This window comes from Nonomuraea sp. NPDC050783 (assembly GCF_040802095.1).
Lineage (GTDB): Bacteria > Actinomycetota > Actinomycetes > Streptosporangiales > Streptosporangiaceae > Nonomuraea.
The window spans coordinates 307,862-330,984 of the sequence record NZ_JBFAHK010000006.1; the positions used below are offsets into that span (position 1 = coordinate 307,862).

Annotated in this window: 27 protein-coding genes; 15 read left to right on the forward strand and 12 right to left on the reverse strand. The window is 73.0% G+C overall.

Features of this window, described 5'->3' with window-relative positions; genetic code table 11:
- Positions 1 to 57: 57 nt before the first annotated feature.
- Both AB0H75_RS18895 and AB0H75_RS18900 read right to left on the reverse strand, forming a co-directional pair.
- On the reverse strand, positions 58 to 492 hold the full coding sequence (locus tag AB0H75_RS18895) for a hypothetical protein (RefSeq protein ID WP_367797704.1): 435 nt from the start codon (positions 490 to 492) through the stop codon (positions 58 to 60).
- Positions 489 to 1,007, reverse strand: a complete 519-nt coding sequence (locus AB0H75_RS18900; RefSeq protein WP_367797706.1) for a DUF6232 family protein — start codon at positions 1,005 to 1,007, stop codon at positions 489 to 491. Before AB0H75_RS18900 ends, AB0H75_RS18895 begins: the two co-directional genes overlap by 4 nt.
- Positions 1,008 to 1,343: 336 nt before the next feature.
- Here AB0H75_RS18900 and AB0H75_RS18905 point away from each other — a divergent pair, with 336 nt between their 5' ends.
- Together AB0H75_RS18905 and AB0H75_RS18910 are read left to right on the forward strand one after the other, a co-directional pair.
- On the forward strand, positions 1,344 to 1,481 hold the full coding sequence (locus AB0H75_RS18905; protein WP_367797708.1) for a hypothetical protein: 138 nt from the start codon (positions 1,344 to 1,346) through the stop codon (positions 1,479 to 1,481).
- A gap of 134 nt (positions 1,482 to 1,615) precedes the next feature.
- Positions 1,616 to 2,986 carry a S28 family serine protease gene (locus tag AB0H75_RS18910; RefSeq protein ID WP_367797710.1) on the forward strand — a complete coding sequence of 457 codons (1,371 nt, stop codon included), beginning with the start codon at positions 1,616 to 1,618 and terminating at the stop codon, positions 2,984 to 2,986.
- 78 nt (positions 2,987 to 3,064) lie between these two features.
- Here the strand turns inward: AB0H75_RS18910 and AB0H75_RS18915 are convergent, their stop codons facing one another.
- From AB0H75_RS18915 to AB0H75_RS18935, 5 genes are read right to left on the reverse strand one after another with little or no spacing between them, the layout of a single operon-like run.
- A complete protein-coding gene (locus AB0H75_RS18915) occupies positions 3,065 to 4,339 on the reverse strand; it encodes an ABC transporter substrate-binding protein (protein WP_367797712.1) in 1,275 nt (424 codons plus the stop codon).
- Complete coding sequence (locus AB0H75_RS18920) at positions 4,329 to 5,429, reverse strand: branched-chain amino acid ABC transporter permease (RefSeq protein WP_367797714.1); 1,101 nt, start codon at positions 5,427 to 5,429, stop codon at positions 4,329 to 4,331. Before AB0H75_RS18920 ends, AB0H75_RS18915 begins: the two co-directional genes overlap by 11 nt.
- Positions 5,422 to 6,312: a branched-chain amino acid ABC transporter permease gene (locus AB0H75_RS18925; protein ID WP_367797716.1), complete on the reverse strand. Its 891-nt coding sequence runs from the start codon at positions 6,310 to 6,312 to the stop codon at positions 5,422 to 5,424. The genes AB0H75_RS18920 and AB0H75_RS18925 overlap by 8 nt, the downstream gene beginning before the upstream one ends.
- Positions 6,309 to 7,079 carry an ABC transporter ATP-binding protein gene (locus AB0H75_RS18930; protein ID WP_367798188.1) on the reverse strand — a complete coding sequence of 257 codons (771 nt, stop codon included), beginning with the start codon at positions 7,077 to 7,079 and terminating at the stop codon, positions 6,309 to 6,311. The genes AB0H75_RS18925 and AB0H75_RS18930 overlap by 4 nt, the downstream gene beginning before the upstream one ends.
- Positions 7,080 to 7,102: 23 nt before the next feature.
- Positions 7,103 to 7,906 (reverse strand): ABC transporter ATP-binding protein, encoded by an 804-nt coding sequence (locus tag AB0H75_RS18935; RefSeq protein ID WP_367797718.1) that lies wholly within the window; start codon positions 7,904 to 7,906, stop codon positions 7,103 to 7,105.
- A 188-nt stretch (positions 7,907 to 8,094) separates the two neighbouring features.
- Here AB0H75_RS18935 and AB0H75_RS18940 point away from each other — a divergent pair, with 188 nt between their 5' ends.
- Positions 8,095 to 9,306 carry a helix-turn-helix domain-containing protein gene (locus tag AB0H75_RS18940; protein ID WP_367797720.1) on the forward strand — a complete coding sequence of 404 codons (1,212 nt, stop codon included), beginning with the start codon at positions 8,095 to 8,097 and terminating at the stop codon, positions 9,304 to 9,306.
- Positions 9,307 to 9,399: 93 nt separating this feature from the next.
- Here the strand turns inward: AB0H75_RS18940 and argG are convergent, their stop codons facing one another.
- Positions 9,400 to 10,848 carry an argininosuccinate synthase gene (gene argG / locus AB0H75_RS18945; RefSeq protein ID WP_367797722.1) on the reverse strand — a complete coding sequence of 483 codons (1,449 nt, stop codon included), beginning with the start codon at positions 10,846 to 10,848 and terminating at the stop codon, positions 9,400 to 9,402.
- A gap of 134 nt (positions 10,849 to 10,982) precedes the next feature.
- Between argG and AB0H75_RS18950 the strand changes: the two genes are divergently transcribed.
- Both AB0H75_RS18950 and AB0H75_RS18955 read left to right on the forward strand, forming a co-directional pair.
- The gene (locus AB0H75_RS18950) at positions 10,983 to 11,450 is read left to right on the forward strand and encodes a GbsR/MarR family transcriptional regulator (protein WP_367797724.1); all 468 of its coding nucleotides are present in this window, start codon (positions 10,983 to 10,985) and stop codon (positions 11,448 to 11,450) included.
- A gap of 27 nt (positions 11,451 to 11,477) precedes the next feature.
- Positions 11,478 to 12,749, forward strand: coding sequence for a cytochrome P450 (locus AB0H75_RS18955; RefSeq protein ID WP_367797726.1), 1,272 nt, complete (start codon positions 11,478 to 11,480; stop codon positions 12,747 to 12,749).
- Between the two features lie 25 nt (positions 12,750 to 12,774).
- Here AB0H75_RS18955 and AB0H75_RS18960 read toward each other — a convergent pair whose 3' ends face one another.
- A complete protein-coding gene (locus tag AB0H75_RS18960) occupies positions 12,775 to 13,650 on the reverse strand; it encodes a helix-turn-helix domain-containing protein (RefSeq protein ID WP_367797728.1) in 876 nt (291 codons plus the stop codon).
- Positions 13,651 to 13,771: 121 nt separating this feature from the next.
- On the opposite strand from AB0H75_RS18960, the gene AB0H75_RS18965 reads away from it, so the two are divergent.
- Complete coding sequence (locus AB0H75_RS18965; protein ID WP_367797730.1) at positions 13,772 to 14,926, forward strand: GDSL-type esterase/lipase family protein; 1,155 nt, start codon at positions 13,772 to 13,774, stop codon at positions 14,924 to 14,926.
- Between the two features lie 33 nt (positions 14,927 to 14,959).
- Here AB0H75_RS18965 and AB0H75_RS18970 read toward each other — a convergent pair whose 3' ends face one another.
- Positions 14,960 to 15,598: an HNH endonuclease family protein gene (locus AB0H75_RS18970; RefSeq protein ID WP_367797732.1), complete on the reverse strand. Its 639-nt coding sequence runs from the start codon at positions 15,596 to 15,598 to the stop codon at positions 14,960 to 14,962.
- 117 nt (positions 15,599 to 15,715) lie between these two features.
- Here AB0H75_RS18970 and AB0H75_RS18975 point away from each other — a divergent pair, with 117 nt between their 5' ends.
- From AB0H75_RS18975 to AB0H75_RS18985, 3 genes are all read left to right on the forward strand, one after another.
- Positions 15,716 to 16,432: a GAF domain-containing protein gene (locus AB0H75_RS18975; protein WP_367797734.1), complete on the forward strand. Its 717-nt coding sequence runs from the start codon at positions 15,716 to 15,718 to the stop codon at positions 16,430 to 16,432.
- A gap of 159 nt (positions 16,433 to 16,591) precedes the next feature.
- Positions 16,592 to 16,939: a hypothetical protein gene (locus tag AB0H75_RS18980; RefSeq protein ID WP_367797736.1), complete on the forward strand. Its 348-nt coding sequence runs from the start codon at positions 16,592 to 16,594 to the stop codon at positions 16,937 to 16,939.
- Entirely contained in the window at positions 16,939 to 18,045 is a 1,107-nt protein-coding gene (locus tag AB0H75_RS18985; RefSeq protein ID WP_367797738.1) for an NlpC/P60 family protein, read from the forward strand. The genes AB0H75_RS18980 and AB0H75_RS18985 overlap by 1 nt, the downstream gene beginning before the upstream one ends.
- Before the next feature lie 12 nt (positions 18,046 to 18,057).
- Here the strand turns inward: AB0H75_RS18985 and AB0H75_RS18990 are convergent, their stop codons facing one another.
- Complete coding sequence (locus AB0H75_RS18990; RefSeq protein WP_367797740.1) at positions 18,058 to 18,987, reverse strand: cation diffusion facilitator family transporter; 930 nt, start codon at positions 18,985 to 18,987, stop codon at positions 18,058 to 18,060.
- A gap of 172 nt (positions 18,988 to 19,159) precedes the next feature.
- Between AB0H75_RS18990 and AB0H75_RS18995 the strand changes: the two genes are divergently transcribed.
- From AB0H75_RS18995 to AB0H75_RS19020, 6 genes are all read left to right on the forward strand, one after another.
- Complete coding sequence (locus tag AB0H75_RS18995) at positions 19,160 to 20,380, forward strand: cytochrome P450 (protein ID WP_367797742.1); 1,221 nt, start codon at positions 19,160 to 19,162, stop codon at positions 20,378 to 20,380.
- Positions 20,381 to 20,533: 153 nt separating this feature from the next.
- Complete coding sequence (locus AB0H75_RS19000) at positions 20,534 to 20,890, forward strand: STAS domain-containing protein (protein ID WP_367797744.1); 357 nt, start codon at positions 20,534 to 20,536, stop codon at positions 20,888 to 20,890.
- 115 nt (positions 20,891 to 21,005) lie between these two features.
- Complete coding sequence (locus AB0H75_RS19005) at positions 21,006 to 21,404, forward strand: ATP-binding protein (protein WP_367797746.1); 399 nt, start codon at positions 21,006 to 21,008, stop codon at positions 21,402 to 21,404.
- A 188-nt stretch (positions 21,405 to 21,592) separates the two neighbouring features.
- A complete protein-coding gene (locus AB0H75_RS19010; RefSeq protein WP_367797748.1) occupies positions 21,593 to 21,721 on the forward strand; it encodes a hypothetical protein in 129 nt (42 codons plus the stop codon).
- Positions 21,721 to 22,146 carry an STAS domain-containing protein gene (locus AB0H75_RS19015; RefSeq protein WP_367797750.1) on the forward strand — a complete coding sequence of 142 codons (426 nt, stop codon included), beginning with the start codon at positions 21,721 to 21,723 and terminating at the stop codon, positions 22,144 to 22,146. Before AB0H75_RS19010 ends, AB0H75_RS19015 begins: the two co-directional genes overlap by 1 nt.
- Before the next feature lie 411 nt (positions 22,147 to 22,557).
- The gene (locus AB0H75_RS19020) at positions 22,558 to 22,716 is read left to right on the forward strand and encodes a hypothetical protein (RefSeq protein ID WP_367797752.1); all 159 of its coding nucleotides are present in this window, start codon (positions 22,558 to 22,560) and stop codon (positions 22,714 to 22,716) included.
- Between the two features lie 55 nt (positions 22,717 to 22,771).
- Here the strand turns inward: AB0H75_RS19020 and AB0H75_RS19025 are convergent, their stop codons facing one another.
- Complete coding sequence (locus tag AB0H75_RS19025) at positions 22,772 to 23,050, reverse strand: hypothetical protein (RefSeq protein WP_367797754.1); 279 nt, start codon at positions 23,048 to 23,050, stop codon at positions 22,772 to 22,774.
- Positions 23,051 to 23,123 lie beyond the last annotated feature (73 nt).

The window sequence follows — 23,123 nt, forward strand, 5'->3', positions numbered from 1 at the left end:
GTGCTGTCATCCGCCGCGTGCTGTCATCCGCCGCGTGCTGTCATCCGCCGCGTGCTGTCATCCGCCGGGGCCCGGCTCCCCGGCGTAGGCGACGGCCGCCCAGGCGAACAGCACCAGCGCGGCCACGGCGAACACCCACCAGCTCCATGACGAGGTCAGGAGATTGATCAGCGCGCTGACCACGGCCGACAACACGGCACAGGCCGCGGCGGCGGCCGGCGACCCGCGCCGCCCTTGACGCCGGGCCGCGACCGGCGGCCGGGATCGGTGCCGGGGGTGAGGGCGCGGCTGGGGTCGAGGGCCGGGCTGGGACGAGGGCTGGGACGAGGGCTGGGGCTGGGACGAGGGCTGGGACGAGGGCTGGGGCTGGGACGAGGGCTGCGGCTGGGGCTGGTTCCCGCCTCCGGCCACGATGTCGCCCGAGCCGTGGTGGGTCGCCTTGCCGATGCTGCCGGCCCCGTACATGTTGAGGGAATCCCCGTCCCCGCTCATCGGGTCTCGATGTTGCCGGCGCCGTGGTGCGTGGCTTTCCCGATGCTGCCGGCCCCGTACATGTTGATCACTTCGTTTCTGCCCACGGCGTGGGTGATGTTGAAGGTCATGGGCGGGATGTCGAGCTTTCCTACCGCTTTGGTGACGTCGGCCGCCAATTGGTCAATCTCGCCCTTGTTCGTGCCCCAGACGGCCTCGCGCTCGACCCCGGCGGTCCCGATGACGAGCCCGTACACCGGGGGCAGCCGGAGCACCGAGGCGAGCCGCCAGGCCAGCAGCGCCAGCACGGCGAGCACGGCCAGCGCCCAGACGTCGCCCAGCGCGGCCACGAGGATGCCCCCGATGACCAGGCTGACCAGGGCGCGGGCGAAGAACTTCCGCCAGGCGGCCCCCTTGTCGGCCACCAGCCTCCGCTGGCCGATGTGCGTGATGGTCCGCAGCGCGTAGGTGTCGCTGCCGACCTGCATCACCCCGTCGCGAACCAGTACTTGTACCGGCGCGTATCCAGTCCCCACTGATCTGTCCCCCTCCAGGAGATGATTAGGGAAACTTATATATTCGCGAGGGATTGCGCCATAGAAATTGATAACTAGTTGGATTCAATGAAATGGCATTCGTGACACTCCGATCGGATATTGTTGGCATTTGCGGTAGTAAATGAATTAAGGAATTAATGTGCTTTTTGTCGGTTAAGGGCTCCGGCGTCGGAGCCAGTTCCACTCGATCGCCGCGGCGAGCGCCGCCACCGGATCGGGACGCCGCGCCGGCAGGGCCAGCGCCTCCCGCGGCCCCACCGCCCAGGCGGCCGCGACGCGGTCGAAGTCCGCCAGGGCCCGCCGGCCAGGTGGGAGGTGAGCCGCGAGGTGGCGGCGTCCAGCTCCTCCTCGGACAGCGCGGCGCTCTCGCGCAGGTCGTCGATCCGGATCTTCATGGACGTCCTCCCTCTCGTCGTGTTCCTCGGCGGGCGGGGCGGAGCGCCGTGCGGGTGACTGCCGGGTGACTTGGACGCCGGTTGCGCGCCGATCGGTCCGATATTTCCCCTAAGTCAGCTCTTGCCCTTTGGGAAGATCGCGGGGACACTGCGGTCGGACCCGTGCTCACGTCCGGCTGAGAGGCGAGCAACGTGCGAACCCTGTTCCTGACCGTCCTGCTGGTCCTGACGGCCGTCGCGGCGCCGGCCGCCGCCACGGAGGAGCAGGACCTGCTGGACCAGCTCAAGGCCATCCCCGGCCTCACCGTCGTGTCGGAGACCCAGCCCGCCGGCTACCGCTTCTTCGTCCTCAGCTACAGCCAGCCGGTCGACCACCGGGACCCGCGCAAGGGGACGTTCCAGCAGCGCCTCACCCTGCTTCACCGCGCCCTCGACGTGCCCGTCGTCCTCTACACCGGCGGCTACGGCCTGGCCGTCAACCCCACGCCCTCGCGGACCGAGCCCACCCGCATCCTCGACGCCAACCAGGTCTCCGTCGAGCACCGCTTCTTCCGCGCCTCCCGCCCCGCCCCCGCCGACTGGCGCGACCTGACCGTCTGGCAGGAGGCCTCGGACGAGCACCGCATCGTCCAGGCGCTCAAGACGGTCTACTCCGGCCGCTGGATCCAGACCGGCGCGAGCAAGGGCGGCATGACGTCGGTCTACCACCGCCGCTTCTACCCCGGCGACGTGGACGGCGTGGTCGCCTACGTCGCCCCCGACGACGCGATCAACCCCCTCGACCGGGACTACGACCGCTTCTTCTCCCAGGTCGGCTCCGAGCCCTGCCGCCGGGCGCTCGACACCGTGCAGCGCGAGGCGCTGCTGCGCCGCGACCGGATGGTCCCCCTGCTGGAGGCGGACGCCGCCCGCAACGGCTACACCTTCACCAGGACGCTCGGCAGCGCCGACCGCTCGTACGAGATGACCGTCCTGGACACGGTGTGGGCCTTCTGGCAGTACTCCACGGCCGCCGACTGCGCCACCGTGCCACCGGCCACCGCCACCGACGAGCAGCTCTACGCCTGGATCGACGCCGTGGCCTCCTTCGGCTTCTACACCGACCAGGGCCTGGAGTACTACTGGCCCTACTACTACCAGGCCGCCACCCAGCTCGGCTGGCCCGACCTCGCCTTCGCCCACCTGCGCGGCCTGACCCGCTACCGCGGCCTCTACCAGCCCAACTCCGTGCTGCCCGCCGAGCTGCGCTCCCGGCACCAGGCGTTGCCCATGCTCGACGTGGACCACTGGGTGCGGACCCGGTCGGAGCGGATGATGTTCGTCTACGGCGAGAACGACCCGTGGAGCGCCGAACGGTTCACCCCGTCCGGGCTGGACTCGTACCTGTACGTCGCGCCCGGCGCCAACCACGGCGCGGCCATCGCCGGCCTCACCGAGGCCGACGCGGCGGCGGCCACGGCCACCCTGCGGCGCTGGGCCGGCTCGTCGTCCGCGCTGCGCTCGCCGGGCACGGCCCAGCTCCCGGACGACGACATGCTCCCCGACCGCCGGCCCGGCACCTGACCCGGCGTCCGGCCGGGCGCCCGGGACGGCGTCCGGCCCGACCCCTGGACCGGCGTCCGGCCCGGCGCCCGGCCGGGCTCAGCCGGCCGCGGGGACGGTGTACCCCTCGGCCAGTTCGGACACGGCGGCCGGCTTGACGACCTTGGCGCCGCCGATCGCCTCCTTGTCGGGCTTGACGATGTAGGACGAGCGCGAGGCCGGCCGGTCGTAGACGCTGAAGTCCATGGGCGTGCCGCCCAGCCCGGCCTCCCACGCCTTCTGCGAGCGGTGGGCCGCGATGATGCCCGCCCGGCTCAGGTCCTTGTTCTCGCACGCCTTGCGCAGGGCGTCGCCGACGATGACCGCCGCGGTCCAGCCGGCCGCGACGCCGCTGTCGAGCGGCTGGCCGGGGTACTTGGCCTGGTAGTCGGCGATGAGCTTCTGGTAGGCGGGCAGCGGCTCGCTGATGGGGGCGCCGGCGGTCACGTAGGAGAAGTCCTTCAGCAGCGCGGGCGCGGCCGGCGTGTCGAGCAGCTGCGGGCTGTAGGCCGAGTTGCTGCCCATGAACGGCACGTCCATCCCGCCGGCCAGGGCCACGCCGACCAGCGAGGCGGCCTGGCGCGGGCCGGCCGACACCAGCACGGCCTTGACCCCCGCCTTCTTGAACGCCGCCACCTGCGCCGTCATGTCCTGGTCGGTCGCCTTGATCTTCTGCTCGACCACGGTGAGGCCGAGCTTGCCGGCCGCGTACTTCGAGCCGGCCAGGGCGCTCTCGCCGTAGTCGCCCTCGAAGTACAGGTGACCGATCTTGTCGCCGGACTTGAGGCCCTTCTCCTTCACCAGGAAGTCCACGCCGTTGATCATGTCCACGTCGTACGTGGTGCCGGTGACCTGGATGGCCTCGCTGCCGAGCAGGCCGGTCGCCCACGCCATGGGGATGGTGAGCAGCTTGTCCGAGGTGATCTTGTCCTTGAGCGCGGTCACCATCGGCGAGCCGATGAACTGCGGGATCGCGGCCGAGCGCGGCGCGACCTCGGCGTAGGCGGCCATCGCCTTCTGCGCGTCGTAGCCGTGGTCGCGCACCACCGTCTCGATCTTCCGGCCGCAGATCCCGCCCGCCTTGCCGACCTGCTCGAAGTAGAGCTGCTGGGCCTGGGTGAGGCTCTTGCCGAGCGAGGCGTACGGGCCGGTCAGGTCGGTGAGCAGGCTCAGGGTGATGGTGTCGGCGGTCACGCCGGGGCCGGTCCTGACGCCGTCGCCGCCGGTGGCGCTCGCCTGGCCGCCGCCGGTGGCCTTGCCGCTGGCGCAGCCGGTGACGGTGACGGCCAGGGCCAGCGACACGAGCGCGGCGGCGGCCTTGCGGTTACTGGACATGTGAGCTCCTGGTCTCGGGGGACGGGACGGGATCGGAGGACAGGGGCAGCCGCAGGCCGGACAGCCTGCGGCGCAGCGGGGCGGCCAGGCCGAACAGGCCGCCCGGCAGGAAGAGCACGACCGCGACCACGGCCGCGCCGTACAGGATGCGGGCGGCCTCGGCGGGGGAGAGGCCGCCCGAGCCCGGCGCGGCCACCAGCGGCAGGGCGTCGCTGTAGCGGGTCAGCAGTTGCGGCAGCAGGGAGACGAAGACCGCTCCGGCCACGGCGCCGCCCACGGAGCCGAGGCCGCCGATCACGATCATCGCCAGGTAGTCGAGGGACAGCAGCATGCCGAAGTAGTCGGGCACGGTCCGCTGGAAGACCAGGGCGAGCAGCACGCCGGCCAGGCCGCCGTACATGGACGACAACACGAACACCCCGGCCCGGTAGCGGGTGACCGGCACGCCCATCACCCCGGCGGCGATCTCGTGGTCGCGGATGGTGTTCATGGCCCGGCCCGGCCGGCCGCGCAGCACGCCGCGGGCGAACAGCGCCGCCGCCAGCAGCACCGGCCCGGCCAGGAACCACAGCCGCTCCAGCGTCCCGAACGGCACGTCCATGACGACCAGCTCGGGCGCGTCGGCGAAGGCGAACCCGAACAGCTCCATCGGCGGCACGGCGCGGCCGTTGAAGCCGCCCGTCACCGGCGTGGCGTTGAACAGCAGGTGCTGGCCAAGGAAGATCAGCGCCAGCGTGGCGATGCCCAGGTAGGCGCCCTTGAGCCGCCCGGCGATCGGGCTGAACAGCCCGCCCGCCACGCCGGCCAGCGCCACGGCCAGCACGGCGGCCAGCGGCGTGGGCAGGCCCAGACCGCCCAGCGCCCCCGTGGGCTCGGCGGCGAAGTACACGTAGGCGTAGGCGCCCACCGCCAGGAAGAACGCGTGGCCCATGGAGAGCTGGCCGGTCGCGCCGGTCAGCAGGTTGACGCCGATCGCGCCGACCGCGGCCGCCATCGCGAACAGGCCCGCCTGCAGCCAGAAGCCCTCCAGGTAGAAGGGCACCGCCACGAAGGCGGCCACGGCCACGGCCCAGAGCAGGATCCTAGACACGGGCGAGCTCCTTCGTCCCGAACAGGCCGGCCGGCCGCAGCAGCAGGATGGCGATCATGACGAGGAACGGCGCGACGTCGCCGATCCCCCGGCCGAGGAAGGCCAGGTCGTTCTGGTAGCCCGTCATCAGCGCCTCGGTGACCCCCACGACCAGGCCGCCGACCAGCGCGCCCGTGGTCGAGTCCAGGCCGCCGAGGATGGCGGCGGGGAACGCCTTGAGCGCCGCCAGCGACGCGCCGCGGTCCAGGCCCGGCGTGGGGAAGACGCACAGGAACAACGCCGCCACCGCGGCGAGGGCCCCGGCCACCGCCCACGCGCTGAGCGAGACCCGGCCGAGCCGCACGCCCATCAGCGCGGCGGTCTCCGGGTCCTCGGCGGTGGCCCGCATCGCCACGCCCCAGCCGGTGAACTTGAACGCCAGCAGGAAGCCCGTGATCAGCAGCGCCGCGGTGACCAGCGCGACCAGCCGGGTCTCGGCGACCGGGACCGGCCCCAGGTGCACCACCCGCGAGCCCCACGGGTCGCCCATGGCCAGTACCTCGGTGCCGATCCGGCGGGTCAGCTCGGTGGTCAGCACGATGTCCACGCCGATCGTCACGATCGCCAGGACGCTGTGCGTGGCGGCCTTGGAGCGGCGGATGACGAGGAACTCCACCAGCGCGCCGAGCACGGCGGCCACCGCGATCCCGGCCAGCAGCGCGAGCCAGAAGCCGAGCTGCCCGTGCAGCCGCGCCACCACGTAGCCGCCGGCCAGCAGCAGCGAGGCGTGCGCGAAGTTCACCACTTCGGTGGCCTTGAAGATGACGGCGAAGCCGAGCGCGATCAGCGCGTACACGGCTCCGATGGAGATCCCGTTGACCAGCAGCTCCAGGAACGTGATCACGAACCCTCCTCGGTGCCCAGGTACGCGCCGATGACCCGGGGGTCGTTCTGCACCCGCGCGGGCGGGCCGTCGGCGATGCGGCGGCCGAAGTCCAGCACGGTCACCCGGTCGGCCAGCCGCATGACCAGGCCCATGTCGTGCTCGACGAGGAGGATCGAGATGCCCAGGCTCTCCTTGACCGACACGATCAGCTCGGCCATCTCCACCCGCTCGCCGCTGTTCATCCCGGCGACCGGCTCGTCCAGCAGCAGCAGCCGCGGCTCCATCGCCAGGGCCCTGGCCAGCTCCACACGCTTCTGCACCCCGTACGGCAGCAGCCCGACCGGCGTGGCGAGCACGTCGCCGAGCCCCACGAAGGCGGCGATCTCCGCCACCCGGGCGGCGTGCGCGCGCTCCTCGCGGCGGGCGCGCGGCAGGCGCAGCCCGGCCGCCACGAAACCGGCGCGGGTGAGCCGGTGGCGGCCCAGCAGCAGGTTGTCGCGCACCGGCAGGCGCGGGGAGAGCGCGATGTTCTGGAACGTGCGGGCCACGCCGAGCGCGGCCACCTGGTGCGGGCGCAGCGCGGTCAGCTCGGCCTCGCCCAGCCGGACGCTGCCCGAGGTGGCCCGGTAGACGCCGGACAGCACGTTGAAGCAGGTGGACTTGCCCGCCCCGTTGGGGCCGATCAGCGCGTGGACGGTGCCGGGCTCGACGGTGAAGCCGACGCCGTCGAGCGCCGTCAGCCCGGCGAAGCGGACCGTCACGTCGCGGACCTCCAGCGGTGGCATACCGTCCGGTTGGTATGTGCCGGTCACGCGGACCACCTCGACAGCGCCGCCCTGGCCTGGAACCCGGCGGGCGCCTCCTCGCTGACGCCCAGGTAGCGGCGCCTGACCTCGTCGCTGGCCGCCAGCTCGGCCGCCGGTCCCTCCATCGCCACGCCGCCGACCTCCAGCACGTACGCGTAGGAGGCCAGCGCCAGCGCCGTGGCCACGTTCTGCTCGACCAGCAGCACCGATGTGCCCGCCGCGTTGATCGCCCTGACCGTCGCGGCGATCCTGGCCGCCATCTGCGGCGCCAGGCCGAGCGTCGGCTCGTCCAGCAGCAGCACCGACGGCCCGGCCATCAGCGCCCGGCCGATGGCCAGCATCTGCTGCTCGCCGCCGGACAGCAGCCCGGCCGGCTGCCGGGAGCGCTCGGCCAGCACCGGGAACAGCTCGCGCACCCGTTCCCTGGCCCGCGCCGCCTCCCGCCGGGGCGTGCCCAGCCCGCCGGCGCGCAGGTTCTCCTCCACCGTCATGCGGGCGAAGACCCGCCGGCCCTCCGGCACGTGCGTGACGCCGCGCCGGACCACGGCCGCGGCCGGCAGGCCGGAGACGCGCGTGCCGTCCAGCTCGACCGTGCCCCGCACCACCCGCCCGCGCTGGAAGCGGAGCGTTCCCGAGATCGCGCGCAGCAGCGTCGTCTTCCCGGCGCCGTTCGCGCCGAGCACGGCCACGACCGCGCCGGACGGGACGCGCATCGACACGCCGTCCAGGGCGCGGACCGGGCCGTAGTCCACCACGAGATCGCTGATGCTCAGCTCGGCGCTCAGCTCGGCGCGCTGCTCGGTCATGCGCCCTCCTCCCAAGACCCCATGCCGGCTCACCCAAACCGCTGACGTGCGCCGTCGTCCAGATGCCGGAGCGAAGTCAGGCGGCCTGCCCACCGCGGCGGGGCCCGCGTTGTGCAGCCGCACAACGCCAGATCACAAAACGCTACAGAGCCTTGTTCTGGAGCGGGACGCGATGGCAGCCTCGTGGAATGCGTCCCCCTACGGTCGTGGACGAGGACGTCCGCCAGACGTTGCGCACCGCCGCCGTGGTCCTGCTGGAGCACCTGCCCGAGCTGACCGGCGAGCTGGTCGACCGCACCCGCGCAGGCGACGAGGTGTACTGCGCCTGCGTGCCCTACGACGAGCACTGGAAGAGCGCGCTCGAAGGCGTGCGGCTGGGGCTCACCGCGATCCTGCAGGAGCCCTCGGAGCGGCGCGACCTGGTCTTCACCGCCAACATGGCCCGGCGCCGGGCCGAGCAGGGGCTGCCGCTGGACTCCCTGCTGCGCATGTACCGCCTGGCCGGGCAGGTCGTCTGGTCGGCGCTCGTGGAGCACATGGAGCGCGAGCGCCCGGAGCGGCTGAGCGTCCTGGTCCGCGCGGCCGGCCACGTCTGGCACGCCATCGACCGGCAGTCCATGGTCGCCTGCGACACCTACAACCGGCGCGAGCAGGAGATCCTGGGCCGCAGCAGGGAGCGCGTCAACGCGCTGCTCGACGCGCTGCTGGACGGCACCGCCGACGCCGGCGTGGTCCGCGCCGCCGCGGCCGCGCTCGACCTGCCCGAGCACGCCCGCTACGCGGTGATCACCGTGCGCGGCGGCGGCCGGCAGGACGACGCCCGGCAGGACGACGCCCGCCCGCCCGAGGCCCTGGACGGCACGCGGCTGCTGTGGCGGATGCGCACCGGCCACGAGGTCGCCGTGGCCGTGCTCGGCGAGGGCGGCCTCGACGGCCTGTGCCGGGAGCTGAGCCTCATCGTCAGCGGCGTGGCCGGGGTCAGCCCGGTCGTCCCCGGCCTGGCCGAGCTGGGCGCCGCCCACGAGCTGGCGCTGCTGGCCATGCGGACCTGCGTGGACGGCGGCCCCGAGATCGCCCGCCTGGACGCCCGGGTGCCCGCCGCGCTCATGATCACCCGCCCGGACCTGGCCTTCCACCTGCTGGACAGCGCGCTCGGCCCGCTGCTCGCGCTCGACCCCGCCGACCGCGACACACTGCTGACGACGCTGGAGACCTGGCTCGCCTGCGACGGCTCGGCCGCCCGGGCCGCGGCCCGGCTGTTCTGCCACCGCAACACGATCGTCAACCGGGTGCGTCGCATCGAGCAGCTCACCGGCCGCTCCCTGACCCGCCCGCGCGACGTGGTGGACCTGGCCCTGGCCCTGGACGCGGCCCGCCTGCTCCCGTCCAGGCCCGCCTGAACCCCGCCCGGCCCGCCCTGAGGGAGGCGGGCCGGGCGGGCACCCATCAGCTCAGCCGGCGCGAGTCGGCCGGCGCCGGTCAGTCGGCGCCGGTCAGTCGGTGCCGAACTCCATCGCGGCCTGGTCCAGCAGCTCCTCTTCCTCCGCCGCCGTGCCGCGCGAGGCGATGGCCTCCGCGCCGCCCTCGGCCATCGCGCCGATGAGGCCGGTCGAGGCGGCCTGCGCCGCTCCGACCAGGCTCGGCTGCCCGCCGCCCACCATGCCCAGCCGGGCGTACTGCTCCAGCTTGGACCGGGAGTCGGCGATGTCGAGGTTGCGCATGGTGAGCTGGCCGATGCGGTCCACCGGGCCGAAGGCGGAGTCCTCGGTGCGCTCCATGGACAGCTTGTCGGGGTGGTAGCTGAAGGCCGGGCCGGAGGTGTCGAGGATCGAGTAGTCCTCGCCGCGGCGCAGCCGCAGGGTCACCTCGCCGGTGATCGCCATGCCGACCCAGCGCTGCAACGACTCGCGCAGCATCAGCGCCTGCGGGTCGAGCCAGCGGCCCTCGTACAGCAGGCGGCCCAGCTTGCGGCCCTCGACGTGGTAGCCGGCCAGGGTGTCCTCGTTGTGGATGGCGTTGACCAGCCGCTCGTAGGCGGCGTGCAGCAGCGCCATGCCCGGCGCCTCGTAGACGCCGCGGCTCTTGGCCTCGATGATGCGGTTCTCGATCTGGTCGGACATGCCGAGGCCGTGCCGGCCGCCGATGGCGTTGGCCTCCAGCACCAGGTCGACGGCGGAGGCGAACTCCTTGCCGTTGATGGTCACCGGCCGGCCCTGCTCGAAGCCGATCGTGACGTCCTCGGGGACGATCTCCACCTCGGGGTCCCAGAACCGCACGCCCATGATGGGCTCGACGATCTCGATGCCGGTGTCGAGGTGCTCCAGCGACTTGGCCTCGTGGGTGGCGCCCCAGATGTTGGCGTCGGTGGAGTAGGCCTTCTCGGTGCTGTCGCGGTAGGGCAGGCCGTGGGCCAGCAGCCACTCCGACATCTCCTTGCGGCCGCCGAGCTCGTGCACGAAGTCGGCGTCCAGCCACGGCTTGTAGATGCGCAGGGAGGGGTTGGCCAGCAGGCCGTAGCGGTAGAAGCGCTCGATGTCGTTGCCCTTGAACGTCGAGCCGTCGCCCCAGATCTGCACGCCGTCCTCCAGCATGGCGCGCACCAGGAGGGTGCCGGTGACGGCCCGGCCGAGCGGGGTGGTGTTGAAGTAGGTGCGGCCGCCGGAGCGGATGTGGAACGCGCCGCAGGCCAGCGCCGCCAGCCCCTCCTCCACGAGCGCGGCCCGGCAGTCGACCAGGCGGGCGATCTCGGCGCCGTACGCGGTGGCGCGGCCCGGGACGGAGTCGATGTCGGGCTCGTCGTACTGGCCGATCTGGGCGGTGTAGGTGCACGGCACTGCACCCTTCTCGCGCATCCACGCGACCGCTACCGAAGTGTCGAGACCGCCGGAGAAGGCGATCCCGACTCGTTCACCGACAGGCAGGGAGGTGAGTACCTTGGACACGAGCAGAAGTATATACACACCTATGCATGGCCATGCAATGCCGGAGGTTCGCGGCGCGGCGGGGCGGAGCCCTTGCCCGGCCGCCGTCCGCGGCGTACCGTTCGTAAAGTACGTACTTGACGAAAGGCGCGAAGTTGACATTGGAGCCGCGGGAGAGCGAGTTCGTCGACCGGGTCGGCCTGGTCATGGAGCGGCTGGGAGGCACGCGCAGCATGGGCCGCCTGTACGCCTGGCTCATGGTCTGCGACCCGCCGCACCGCTCGCTCACCGAGCTGGCCGCGGAGCTGGGCCTGAGCAAGACCGCGGTCAGCACCGTCGCCCGGCAGCTGGAGAGCGCCGGCATGGTCGAGCGGGTGCCCGCCCCCGGCAGGGAGCACCGTTACCGGATCGTCCACGGCGGGTGGGAGCACGTCCTGCGGGTCCAGCTCGCCGGCCTGCGGATGGGTGTCGAGGTCCTGGACTTCGGCCTGTCCGTGCTGGACGAGGACCGGGCCGAGCAACGGGCGCGGATGCAGGAGACCCGCGACTTCTTCGCCTTCACCGAGGACGACGCCAAGGAAATGATCCAGCGCTGGCAGGAGTACCGAGGCGGAGCACGCTGACGGTCGCCGGCAACCCAGGGAGAGACGATGACCGACCTCGTGGAGCGGTACGACATCCCCGAGCAACACTTCTGGCTGCGCGGCCCGCGCTCGGGCCCGCCGGTCGCGTTCAACGCCGGCACCGGCATGTGGAACGTCCACGGTTACCCGGAGGCCCAGGAGATCCTGGCCGACCCCGTGACGTTCTCGTCCGACACCACCCGCCTGGTCCCGAAGGACCTCCTGCCGGACGAGTTCTCGATGGAGGGCTTCATCACCCAGATCGACCCGCCCGAGCACGGCAAGCTGCGCAAACTGGTCAGCAGCGCCTTCACCCGCAAGGTCGTCGCCGACCTGGAGCCCAGGATCGCCGCCCTCACGCACGAGCTGCTCGACGCGGCACGCGAGCGCGGCCGGCTGGAGCTGGTGGCCGACCTCGCCTACCCGCTGCCGGTCATCGTCATCGCCGAGCTGCTGGGCGTGCCCGCCGGCGACCGCGAGCTGTTCAAGCGGTGGGCCGACGCGCTGTTCCAGCGCGACGCCCAGGTCTCGCTGGCCGACCCGCCGCCGGACGGGCAGGCAGTGGACGGGCAGGCAGTGGACGGGCAGGCAGTGGACGGGCAGGCCGTGGACATGGAGGCGATGCGGAAGGCGAGCATCGAGGCCACGATGGGGTCGTGGCAGGAGATGTCCGCCTACCTCGCCGAGCACGCCGCGGAACGCCGCCGCCACCCGCGCGCCGACCTGCTCACCAGGCTCGTCGAGGCCGAGGTGGACGGCGAGCGCCTGCCCGACCACCAGGTGGTCAACTTCGCGATCATCCTCCTGCTCGCCGGCCACATCACCACGACGATGCTGCTCGGCAACACGGTGCTGTGCCTGGACGCCTTCCCCGGGCAGCAGGACAGGGCGCGGGCCGACCGCGCCACGGTCCCGGCGGTCATCGAGGAGTCGCTGCGGCTGCTGACCCCGTTCGCCGCCCTCGGCCGCTCCACCACGCGCCCGGCCGAGCTGGGCGGCGTGGCGATCCCGGCCGACAGCCTGATCCTGGTGTGGATCGCCTCGGCCAACCGCGACCCCCGGCAGTTCCCCGCCCCGGACGTCTTCGACCCCGCCCGCGACCCCAACCCGCACCTGGGCTTCGGGCGCGGCATCCACTTCTGCCTGGGCGCGCCGCTGGCCCGCCTGGAGGGACGGGTCGCGCTGAACATCCTGCTCGACCGGATCAACCCCCTCCGCACCGACCCGGAGGACCCGGTCCTGTTCATGCCCACGGCGACCATGACCGGCGTGCGCCGCCTCCCGCTGGTCCTCCCCTGAGGGACGCGCCGCGCGGGACGGGGGCTCAGCAGCCCTCCGACGGCCGGCGCGTGCTGACGGCGGCCAGGCGCCGCAGGGCCTCCCGGGACGGCGAGCCGTCGGCGGCGGTGAAGACGTCCAGGCGCAGCGGCGGGTCGTCCGGCAGCGGCAGCAGCTCGCCGTGCACCTCGATGGCGCCCACCTGCGGATGCTCCAGCCGGTAGACGCGGTGCGTCACCCCTCGTACGTGCAGCGCGTTCCACAGCTCGTCGAACTCGGCGCTGGCCGCCCGCATCCGGGCGATGTGCGCGGCCAGCGCCGCGTCGCGCGGGTAGCGGGCGGCCAGCGTGCGCAGGTGCGCGACCGCCTCGCGGGCGACCCGGGGCAGGGCTGCGCCGTGCAGCCGCCGGAAGTCCGGGTCCAGGAAGAGCAGGTGGGTGATCGCGCGCCGCTCGCGCGGCAGGGCCGCGAAGTCGGCGAACAGGGCCGCGCCCATGCGGTTCCAGGCGATCACGGTGGTGTCGCTGTCGAGGACGAGCGCCGGCACGCCCTCCAGGGAGGACAGCAGCTGGCGCAGCCCCTGGCGGACCGCAGGCGCCTCCCGCGGCGGCGGCGCGGCCTCGGGATCGAGCCAGGGATGGACGCGGCGGTGCAGGTAGAGCCGCTCGTCATCGGTGAGCCGCAGCGCGCGGGCGACCGCGTCGAGCACGCCGGCCGACACGTTGCGCGCGTTGCCCTGCTCCAGCCGCGTGTAGTGGGCGATGCTCACCCCGGCCAGCGCGGCCAGCTCCTCGCGGCGCAGCCCCGCCACCCGCCGCCGCTCCCCGGACGCCGGCAGGCCGACGTCCGCCGGCCGCAGCCGGGCCCGCCGCGACCGCAGGAACGCGGCGAGCTCTGTGTCCTTACCCGTCTCCTGGCGCACGCCGGACCATGCTAGCGAGCCGGGTGATCAATGCTTGCGTAGGCAAGGCGGGGGTCTGGCTGGGGGAGGCGGCGTGCCCCAGGCTGGTCGGGCGCCGTACCGGAACGAAGGAGAACGTGTCATGTCCGAAGTCATCCAGGGCCCGGCCCGTACGTGGGTGGCGGGCTTCAGGACAGGGGTCATCGGCCCCTACGAGGAGATCAAGCTGGCCGAGCCGCGCGCCTTCCGCGACGAGACCGTACGCCAGGCGCTGCTGATGGCCGGCGGCGGCGAGCGGGTACGCCTGCGGCTCACCAACCGCTACGGCCGCGCCCCGCTGACGATCGGCGCCGCGCGGGTGGCGCTGCGCGCGGCGGGCGACGCGATCGTGCCGGGCAGCCGGCGCGAGGTGCGCTTCGGCGGCGCCGGCGAGGTGACGGTCCCGGCGGGGGGCGAGGTGACCGGCGACCCGGTGGACCTGGCCGTCGAGGCGGGCGCGCACCTGGTGGTGAGCCTCTACCTGCCGGAGGCGACGGAGCCGGCGACCTTCTCCCACCAGCCGATGGAGACGGCCTACGTCGCTCCCGGCGAGCGGGTGGACGCCCCCGAGCTGCCCGGCGCGGAGCAGGTGCCCGCCCGCTTCTACGTGTCCGGCGTGGACGTGGAGGCGCCGGCCGGCACGGCGGTCGCCGTGGCGTTCGGCGACTCCTGGTTCGAGGGCGTGGGCACCACGATGGGCGCCGACCGGCGCTCGGTGGACGTGCTGAACCGGCGGCTGGAGCGCGGCTGGGTGGTCAACCAGGGCATCGCGGGGAACCGGCTGCTGGTGGACGAGGTGGGCGAGCACGCCCTGGCCCGCCTGGAGCGGGACGCCCTGTCGGTGCCGGGGGCGACCCACGTCCTGGTGAACCTCGGCATCAACGACCTGGGCCTGCCCGGCATGGCGGGGCTGCCGCCCGCGACGGCCGACGACCTGATCGCCGGGTTCACCGAGCTGGCCGGGCGGGTGCGCGCGGCGGGACTGCGGGTGCTGGCCGCCACCGTCGGGCCGTTCGCCGGCGCGATCTACCCCGGCGTCAGCACCCCGGAGGGGCTGGCCGCGCGCCGCCGGGTGAACGAGTGGATCCGCGCGGGCGGCGCGTTCGACGCGGTCTTCGACGTCGCGCGGGCCGTGGAGAACCCCGGCGACCCCGACTTCATCCGGCCCGACCTGGACGCGGGCGACGGGATGCACCTCAACGACGCCGGCGCCGGCGTCATGGCCGGCACCGTGGACCTCGCCGACCTGCGGCTGTGAGGAGCGCGCCTCGGGGCGGCGGGGCCGGGCGCGTCACCGGCAGGTGCGGAGCATGTTGAGCAGGGCCACCTTCTCCTTGCGGGTGACGAACAGCCGGTAGTGGTGCTTGACGACGATCCACGAGGTGGCGTACCGGCACCAGTGGGCGCGCCGGCGCGGGCGCCAGCTCTGCGGGCCCTGGCCGCCCTTGGCCAGGTTCGCCGAGTGGCTGACCGTGATCAGCTCGGGCCGGACGAGGTCGTTGGCGAACGCCCGCCGCCTGGCCTGGCTCCACCGGCTGGCCCCCGAGCGCCAGGCGTAGGCCAGCGGCACGACGTGGTCCACGTCCACCTGCCTCTCGCTCCTGAGCCACTTGCCGTCGTACGGGCTGTACCAGACGCCCTTGACCGGGTGGCAGGCCGCGTTCCTGCGTACCCGCCGCCCGTCGCGCGCCAGCACCGTCTCGCGCGCGTCGCACGTGCCCTTGTGGTGCGCCCAGCGCGGCATGAACCGCCGGTGACTGTAGCCGCGGATGGGCAGCGGCCTGGCGACCTTCAGCTGGTCCAGCAGGCGCCGGGCGCGCGCCGCCGGCCCGCCTTCCGCCGCCGCCTGCGGCGCGGTGAGGACGACGGCTAACGGCACGACCAGGAACGCGAGCACGGCGGCCCGGACCGCCCGGCTGAAAAAGATCATGGTCCACCCTTACCAGCAACGGCCCCCGGGCCGCAGCGATACGGCGGACACTCCCGCTCCGGCGACCTTGGTGTGAGAGGTATGGCGTGCCGGCGGAGGACCGGCGAGACTTCAACCATGAACCAGGGCCTGTGGGGTCTCCGCGAGAGGTCCGAGCACCTGATCGAGCAGGCGCGAGCGGCCCTGCGCCGCACCGTCCAGCTACAGGCCGACACCGAGTTCCGGTGGCGCCGCTTCCGCGCCATGGAGGAGAACGCGCGACGGGAGGTGGAGCGGGTGCGGATCATGAGCGACGGCGGGAAGGGCCTCCAGGGCGAGGAGCCCGGTGGCAACGCCCTGCGGCGCTTCCTGCTGCCCTGCCTCGACCAGGCCGACCGCGGCACCGTGCTGGCCGCCGGACTGCAGGCCGTCCTGGAGATCACCCGCGCCGACATGGGCAACGTGCAGCTCATGGACCAGGCGGCGGGCGGGCTCACGATCGCCGCGCAGCACGGCTTCGACCGGACGTTCCTGGACTTCTTCGCGGTCGTGGACGACGATCGCTCGGTGTGCGGCCAGGCCCTGGCCCTGGGCCGGTCGGTGGTGGTGCGCGACGTCGAGCGGGACCCGCGGATGGCCGGCACCTCGGCCTCGCGCGCGCTGCTGACGGCCGGGGTGCGCATGGTGCACTCCGCGCCCATGTTCGGCGTGCACGGGGAGGTGATGGGCATGGTGTCGGTCCACTACCGGACCGCGCGCCCGCTGAGCGGCCCCGAGCGCAGGTTGCTGCTGCCGCTGACCGGCCGGCTCGGCCGCCTGCTCCACACCCCCCACCACCCGCCCCGCCCCCACTGACCGCCGTCTGCCCCAGAGACGGAAGCACCGTCCCGCCGTCTTCCCGAAGGACGGGTGTGTTGCGGGGGGAGCGCCGCCCTGCCCTCTTCTCCAGGACGGGTGCGCCGTCCCGCCCTCTTCTCGAAGGACGGGTGCGCCGCAGGGGGACATTGGGGCAAGATGGACACGGCACGAACGAAGATCGCGACGAGAACGGCGAGGTGGCTGTCGATGGGCGGGCTCGGCCTCCACTTCCAGGCGCTGGAGGAGTGCGGCTCCGCCGCGCGCCGGGTGGCGAAGGAGATCTCCGACCTGGTGGCCGGCTATCCGGCGACGGCCACCGATTCCACGATCTTCGGCAGGCTGGCCGACTCCTCAGGACTGGCCGGCGCCGTGGACTCCGTCGAGAACGAGGTGGACGCCGAGCTGGGCTCCGCCCGCGGCAAGCTCGAAGGCGTCGAACGCGCGCTGGACAAGGTGCGGCAGAACGTCCGCACCGCCGAGGTGGCCGGCGGGGCGGACGCGTAATGGGCGTGGCCGAGCAGGTGGCCGCGCTGCCGGGCGGCGGCGAGGAGCTGGCCGGCCTGCTGCGCAAGGTCAGCGGCGACCCCGGGGCCATCCGCGGCATCGCCGAGCGGTGGCGCGGCGCCGCCCGCAGCGTGGACGACCACGCCGGGCGGATCAGCTCCGCGGTCCGCGACGTGGACACCGCGTGGAACGGCGCCTCGGCGGAGGCCTTCGTCACGTACATGGGCGGCTACGACCGGGCGGGCGGCGCCCTGCACGACGCGCTGACCAGCAGCGCCGGCGCCCTCGACAACGCCGCCCGCGCCCTGGAGACGGCGAAGTCGAAGATCTCCTCGATCTGCGGCACGCTGCTGGACGACGTGCGTGCCTACCAGCAGAGCCATCCCGACGACGACCACGACGCCTACGTCGCCGCCGTCTCGCCCAAGGTCGCCAGGGCCCTGTCCGACGCCAGGCCGCACGGCGAGGACGCGGGCACGGCCGTCACCCAGGCCATGAAGGACGTCAAGAAGTTCCTGGGCGACCGCTCGGCGACGTTCGCGATGATCAAGGCGCCGGGCGACCAGACGTTCGTGCCGGGGCCGGGCCACACCGTCGACTGGCAGCCGGCGCCGGTGCCGAAGACCGCCTTCCAGGGCGGCGGCGGTGGCGGATCGGGCGGCGGATCGGGCGGCGGCGGGTCCGCGCCCGCCGCGACCCCGGCCGGCTACGCGGGTGACGGCCCGCCGCCGACGCCGCTGTCGTTCGACCCGGGCACCGGCACCGGCGCGCGCATCGTGGCCGCCGCCAAGCTGCACCTCGGCAAGCCGTACGTGTGGGGCGCCAACGGCCCGTCGGCCTTCGACTGCAGCGGGCTCGCCTACTACGTGCTCAACCAGGCCGGCATCAAGATCGGCGACACCACCGCCGCCGGCTACCAGGCGAGCGGCAAGCCGGTGAGCTCGCCGCAACCCGGCGACCTGGTCTTCTTCGGCCACCCCGCCAGCCACGTGGGGATCTACCTGGGCGACGGCAAGATGATCCACGCGCCGCACCCGGGGGCCTCGGTCACGATCGGGACCGTGGCCGCCGACAGCCGCCCGGTCAGCTACCGCCGCTTCACCTGACGGCCGGGCGCTTCACCCGGCGTCCGGGTGCCCGGCCTCGTGCGGGGCGGGCTGGAGGTAGACGGCGGAGGCGATCGGTACGCGGTCGCGGATGCGCTGCTCGGTCTTGCCCAGCGCCTCGGCCACCGCCTCGGCCTCCCGGTGGTCGGCGATGGTGACGCGGACGGCCACGAGCAGGTCCTCCGGGCCCAGGTGCATGGTGCGGAGCTGGGTGAACCCGGCGATGACGTCGTCGTTGCGCAGCACGTCCTCGATGGAGCGCTGGATCTCCGGCGCGGCCGCCTCACCGATGATCATGCTCTTGGTCTCCCTGGCGAGCGTCACCGCCACGATGATCAGCAGCACGCCGATCGCCACCGAGCCCAGGCCGTCCCAGACGGTGTTGCCGGTCAGCAGGGCCAGCGTGACACCGACCAGGGCGAAGGCCAGGCCGGTCAGGGCGGCGGCGTCCTCCAGCAGGACCACCGGCAGCTCCGGGGCCTTGGCGTCGCGGATGTAGCGGGTCCAGGAGCGGTCCTTGCGCAGCTTGTTGGCGTTGCGGACGGCGGTGCGCAGCGACAGGCCCTCCATGACGATCGCGCCCAGCAGCACCCCCACCGCCCACGGCCAGCTCTCCAGCGGATGCGGATGGGTGATCTTCTCGTAGCCCTCGTACAGGGCGAACAGGCCGCCGCCGAAGAACAGCACCACCGACACCAGGAACGCGTAGAAGTAGCGCTCGCGCCCGTAACCGAACGGGTGGGCGGGGGTGGGCCGGCGTTCCGAGCGGGACCGTCCGAACAGCAGCAGCCCCTGATTACCGGAATCGGCCACGGAATGGATGCCCTCGGCGAGCATCGACGACGAACCCGTGAAGAAGAACGCCACGAACTTCGTCACCGCGATCCCGATGTTGGCCGCCAGGGCCGCCAGGGTCGCTTCCTGAGAACCACCTCGGCTCACGCCGCCTCCTTCCGACATGACCTCCGCACTTACCCAGTCGAGGGCGAAGACAACCTGGAGTCGCCGGCGGGCTCGCGACCCTCGCCCGCGAGGGCGGGCGGCGGGGCCATTGCCCCGATCAGATGATCATCTTATATTCGGGGGGCCGGACTTCCCCCCGAAGGGCAATGCGATGGCCGACGCGATCCCCGAGTTCCCGTTCGACCGCCCCACCGCGCTGGAGCCGCCGCCGCAGCTCGCGGAGCTGCGCGAGCGGTGCCCGGTAGCGCACGTACGGCTGCCCAGCGGCGACGTGGCCACCCTGGTCACCCGCTACGACGACGCCCGCGCGGTGCTGACCGACCCGCGCTTCAGCCGCGACCTGGCCAGGGAGGACGCCGCCCGGCTGGCCACCACCGAGGACGGCGGCCTGTTCAGGCGCCGCCGCACCGGCTCGGCCGCCATGCGCGCCGGGCAGGACCACCTGCGGTGGCGGCGGCTGCTCAGCGGCTGGTTCACCCAGCGCAAGATGGCGGTGTGGCGGCCCAGGATCCAGGCGATGGCCGAGGACCTGCTGGACGCCATGCTGGCCAAGGGCTCCCCGGGCAACCTGTCGGCCGGGCTGGCGCTGCCCCTGCCGGTGCGGGTCATCTGCGCGCTGGTCGGCGCGCCGAGCGAGGACCAGGACAAGTTCGCGCACTGGTCCCAGGTCATGCTCACCCTCACCCGGTTCACGCAGGACGAGGTGGACACGGCCTACCAGGAGTTCGACGCGTACGTCTCCGACCTGATCGACCGCAACCGCGCCCACCCCGGCGACGACCTGCTCAGCGAGCTGACCCAGGTCACCGACGCCGAGGACGGCCGGCTGAGCCGTGACGAGCTCGTCTCCACCGTGCGCGGGCTGCTGCTGGCCGGCCACGAGACGACCTCGAACATGATCTCCATCATGATGGCGATGCTCCTGGCCGAGCGCGACCGCTTCGAGGACGTCGTGGACGACCCCGACCTCGTGCCGGGCACCGTCGAGGAGGTGCTGCGCCTGGACAGCACGCTGTCGGTGCTCGGCGGGGTGCCCAGGTTCGTCACCGAGGACGCCGAGCTGAGCCGGACCGGCGTGCCGGCCGGGACCACCGTGATCCCGCACATCCCGGCCGCCAACCGCGACCCGGGCAAGTTCCCCTACCCCGACCGCTTCGACCCGCGGCGGGCGAACAACGCCCAGCACCTCACCTTCGGCGCGGGCCCGCACTACTGCCTCGGGCAACCGCTGGCCCGGGTGGAGCTCCAGGTCGTGCTCGGCCTGCTGGCCGGCCGCCTGCCGGGTCTGCGCCTCCGCGACCACCCGTCCGACCTGCGGCTGCGCACCGGCGGCATGTCCGGCGGCCTCCAGGAGGTCTGGGTCACCTGGTAACCGCCCCGGAAGGCGGCGCGGGCCCGCGACCACGGGCCCGCAACCCCGGGCCCGCGCGGTGCGGAGCCGTGCGGTGCGGGCCCGGGCCCGCGTAGGCTTGCCGCCATGCCGCCGCGCGAGCGCCGCGACGGCCCCGAACCAGAGGGGACAGCGGTGACGGCATTCGCGGTCGAGGTGGTGCGCCGGGCGGGCTACTGGCTGATGACCCTGCGGGGAGAGCTCGACCGGCAGACGCAGCCGGAGCTGTGGCGCACCCTGCGGGAGTTACTCGAGGCCGCCGCGCGGCCACACATCGTGTGCGACCTCAGCAACCTGTCCTTCTGCGACTCCAGCGGCCTGCGCGCCCTGCTCATCGCCCACCAGCAGGCGCAGGAACGAGGCGGCGGCCTGCGTCTCATCCGGGCGAGCGCCAACCTGACGACCCTGCTGGAGATCACCCGGCTGGTGGAGGTGCTGCCCGCCTACGACGATCTCGACCACGCCACGAGCGGGCTGTCACACCCGGAATGACCGCCGCCTCCGCGGGGAAGGGGGCAGTTCCCTGCCGTACGGACCGGCGCACGGCCTCATACTGGACAGATCTACCCGTGAGCCGCGGCACGTTGACAAGACGGGACACGACACGTTGAGCGACCTGCTCGAATTAAGCATCCCCATCACCACGGACCTGGCCGCGGTCCGTGCGCTGGTGCGCGACTACGCCCTGGCCTTCGGCATGGTCGCCCAGCGGGTGGAGCTGCTCATCCTGGCGGTGAACGAGGCCGTCACCAACGTGCTGGACCACGGAGGGGGCGGCGGCACGCTCACCGCGCGGGGCGACGAGCAGGGCATCGTCGTGGAGATCGTGGACGACGGCGGCACCCTGCGCCCCGAGCACCTGCGCCAGACCCCCGAGCCCAACCCCACCAGCGGCATGGGCCTGTACGTCATCCGCACCGTCTGCGACCGCGTCGTCCTCGACCACCCGGACGGCCGCTCCCGCCTGCGCCTGTACATGGGCCACTCCGGGCCGACGGCCTACTGACCCGGGCCGACGAGCTGACCTGCGCCGACGGCCTGCCGGCCCGCGCGCCCCGGCCCTTCACCCGGCGTACTCCGCACCTTCATCTCCAGCAGGCTTGGCGATCCCACTTTCATGAAAAACTTTTCAGTAATAGTATTTCGTCCAGGGGACTTCCCCCGTTCACCCCGGCGCTGACAAGGAGAAGACCGATGACGCAGGTGCGCTCCTCCGGCGGGCGGGGCCTGCGCGTTCCCGGCCGGCCCTGCCCTCCGTCCGACCTCCCCCTCGACCTGCCTCTCGACCTCCCCCTCGACCTCGTCGTGACAGGAGCCGTGTGATGTCGATGACGACCGACGTGTTCCGGCAGGGCTGCTCGCCCGCCGCCGCCCCCGACTGGCTGACCGTCCACGTCGAGGAACGACAGGGCCATGCCGTGGTGCGGCTCGACGGCGAGCTCGACCTGCTGACCCGCCCGCGCCTGACCGCCGCCTGCCAGGACCTGATGGCGCGCGGCATCGTCAGGATCGTCATCAACGCCGCCAACCTCCGCTTCTGCGACTGCGCCGGCCTGAGCGCGCTGCTCCTCCAGCGGGACGAGGCGCGGGAGCGGGGCGGCTCGCTGTTCCTGATCGGCGCGCACGGCACGCTGGCCCGCCTGCTCGACCTCACCGGCGCCGCCGGCGCTCTGCTGCCCGCGATCTCCGGCGTGCCCGCCCAGCCGCCCTGCCCCGGCGGGAGCGCGCTCGACAGCACCGTCGCCTGAGCACCGTCGCCTGAGCGTCCCTGGCGGCGCCCCCGGTAGAGGCCCCCGGTGGGGCGGGTTCAGCGGGTCGCGCGGCCGGTAGGCGGCCATCGACACCGACCCGGACCGCCCGATCGGCACTTCGGGGCGGAGGAGTTCTGCCGCCGCGTCGCCGAGCGATCTCGGGTGGGGAGCTCAACCATCTCATCAGCCAGCTCCCCACCGGCTACGCGCCGCTGTTCGGCAAGTACGCGCTGGCCGACTGAGCCGCCCGGACCGGCACGCCCGGCACCGGACTTGGCGTTGTTTAAAGTGTTTTGTCGCATCTTGATAGGTGCGCCGTCTAGCGACCTTGCCGGAGGGCATCCGCATGTACGAGGGGTAACACCACTGTCACTCCTCGTAACGCAGGACGCAGGAAAGGAAGCACCGATGGTGCAGAACGACGCGCGCAAGACCAAGAGCGGCGCCAAGGACAAGACCAAGGGCAAGACCAAGGGCATGCCCCAGGGCCGCAGCGCCGCCTCTGACAAGAAGTCGAACGGCGCCAAGCCCGAGGACGTGAGGAACACCCCGGGCAACCAGGTCTGACGTCCGGCGAGTGGGTGCCCTGCGGCTCACGGCCGCGGGGCACCCGCGTGTCCGGCTACCCGGCGCGTCCGGGTTGCTCGGCCCATTCGGACCCGCCGGACTCGCTCATCAGCCGGGTCCAGAAATGGTGCAGTTCCTCGGCGATGTAGCGGCGATAGTGGATGCGCTCCCGGCCGCCGTGCTCCCGGTACACCGACACCTCGGTGTAGGGCGTGCCGTCGTCGATGAACCCCGTATGGAGCTGCGCCCGATCCTCGGCACACGGCGTCCACTCCGGGAAGGCCAGCGTCGCGGCGCGGTCCCGGATGGCGGTGTGCCAGCGTTCTTCCCCCATGATGGCCATACTCCACGGTGCCAGAACGACGGTCAGGAACCGGCAAAACACCACGCCACGGACGGTCAGGGCA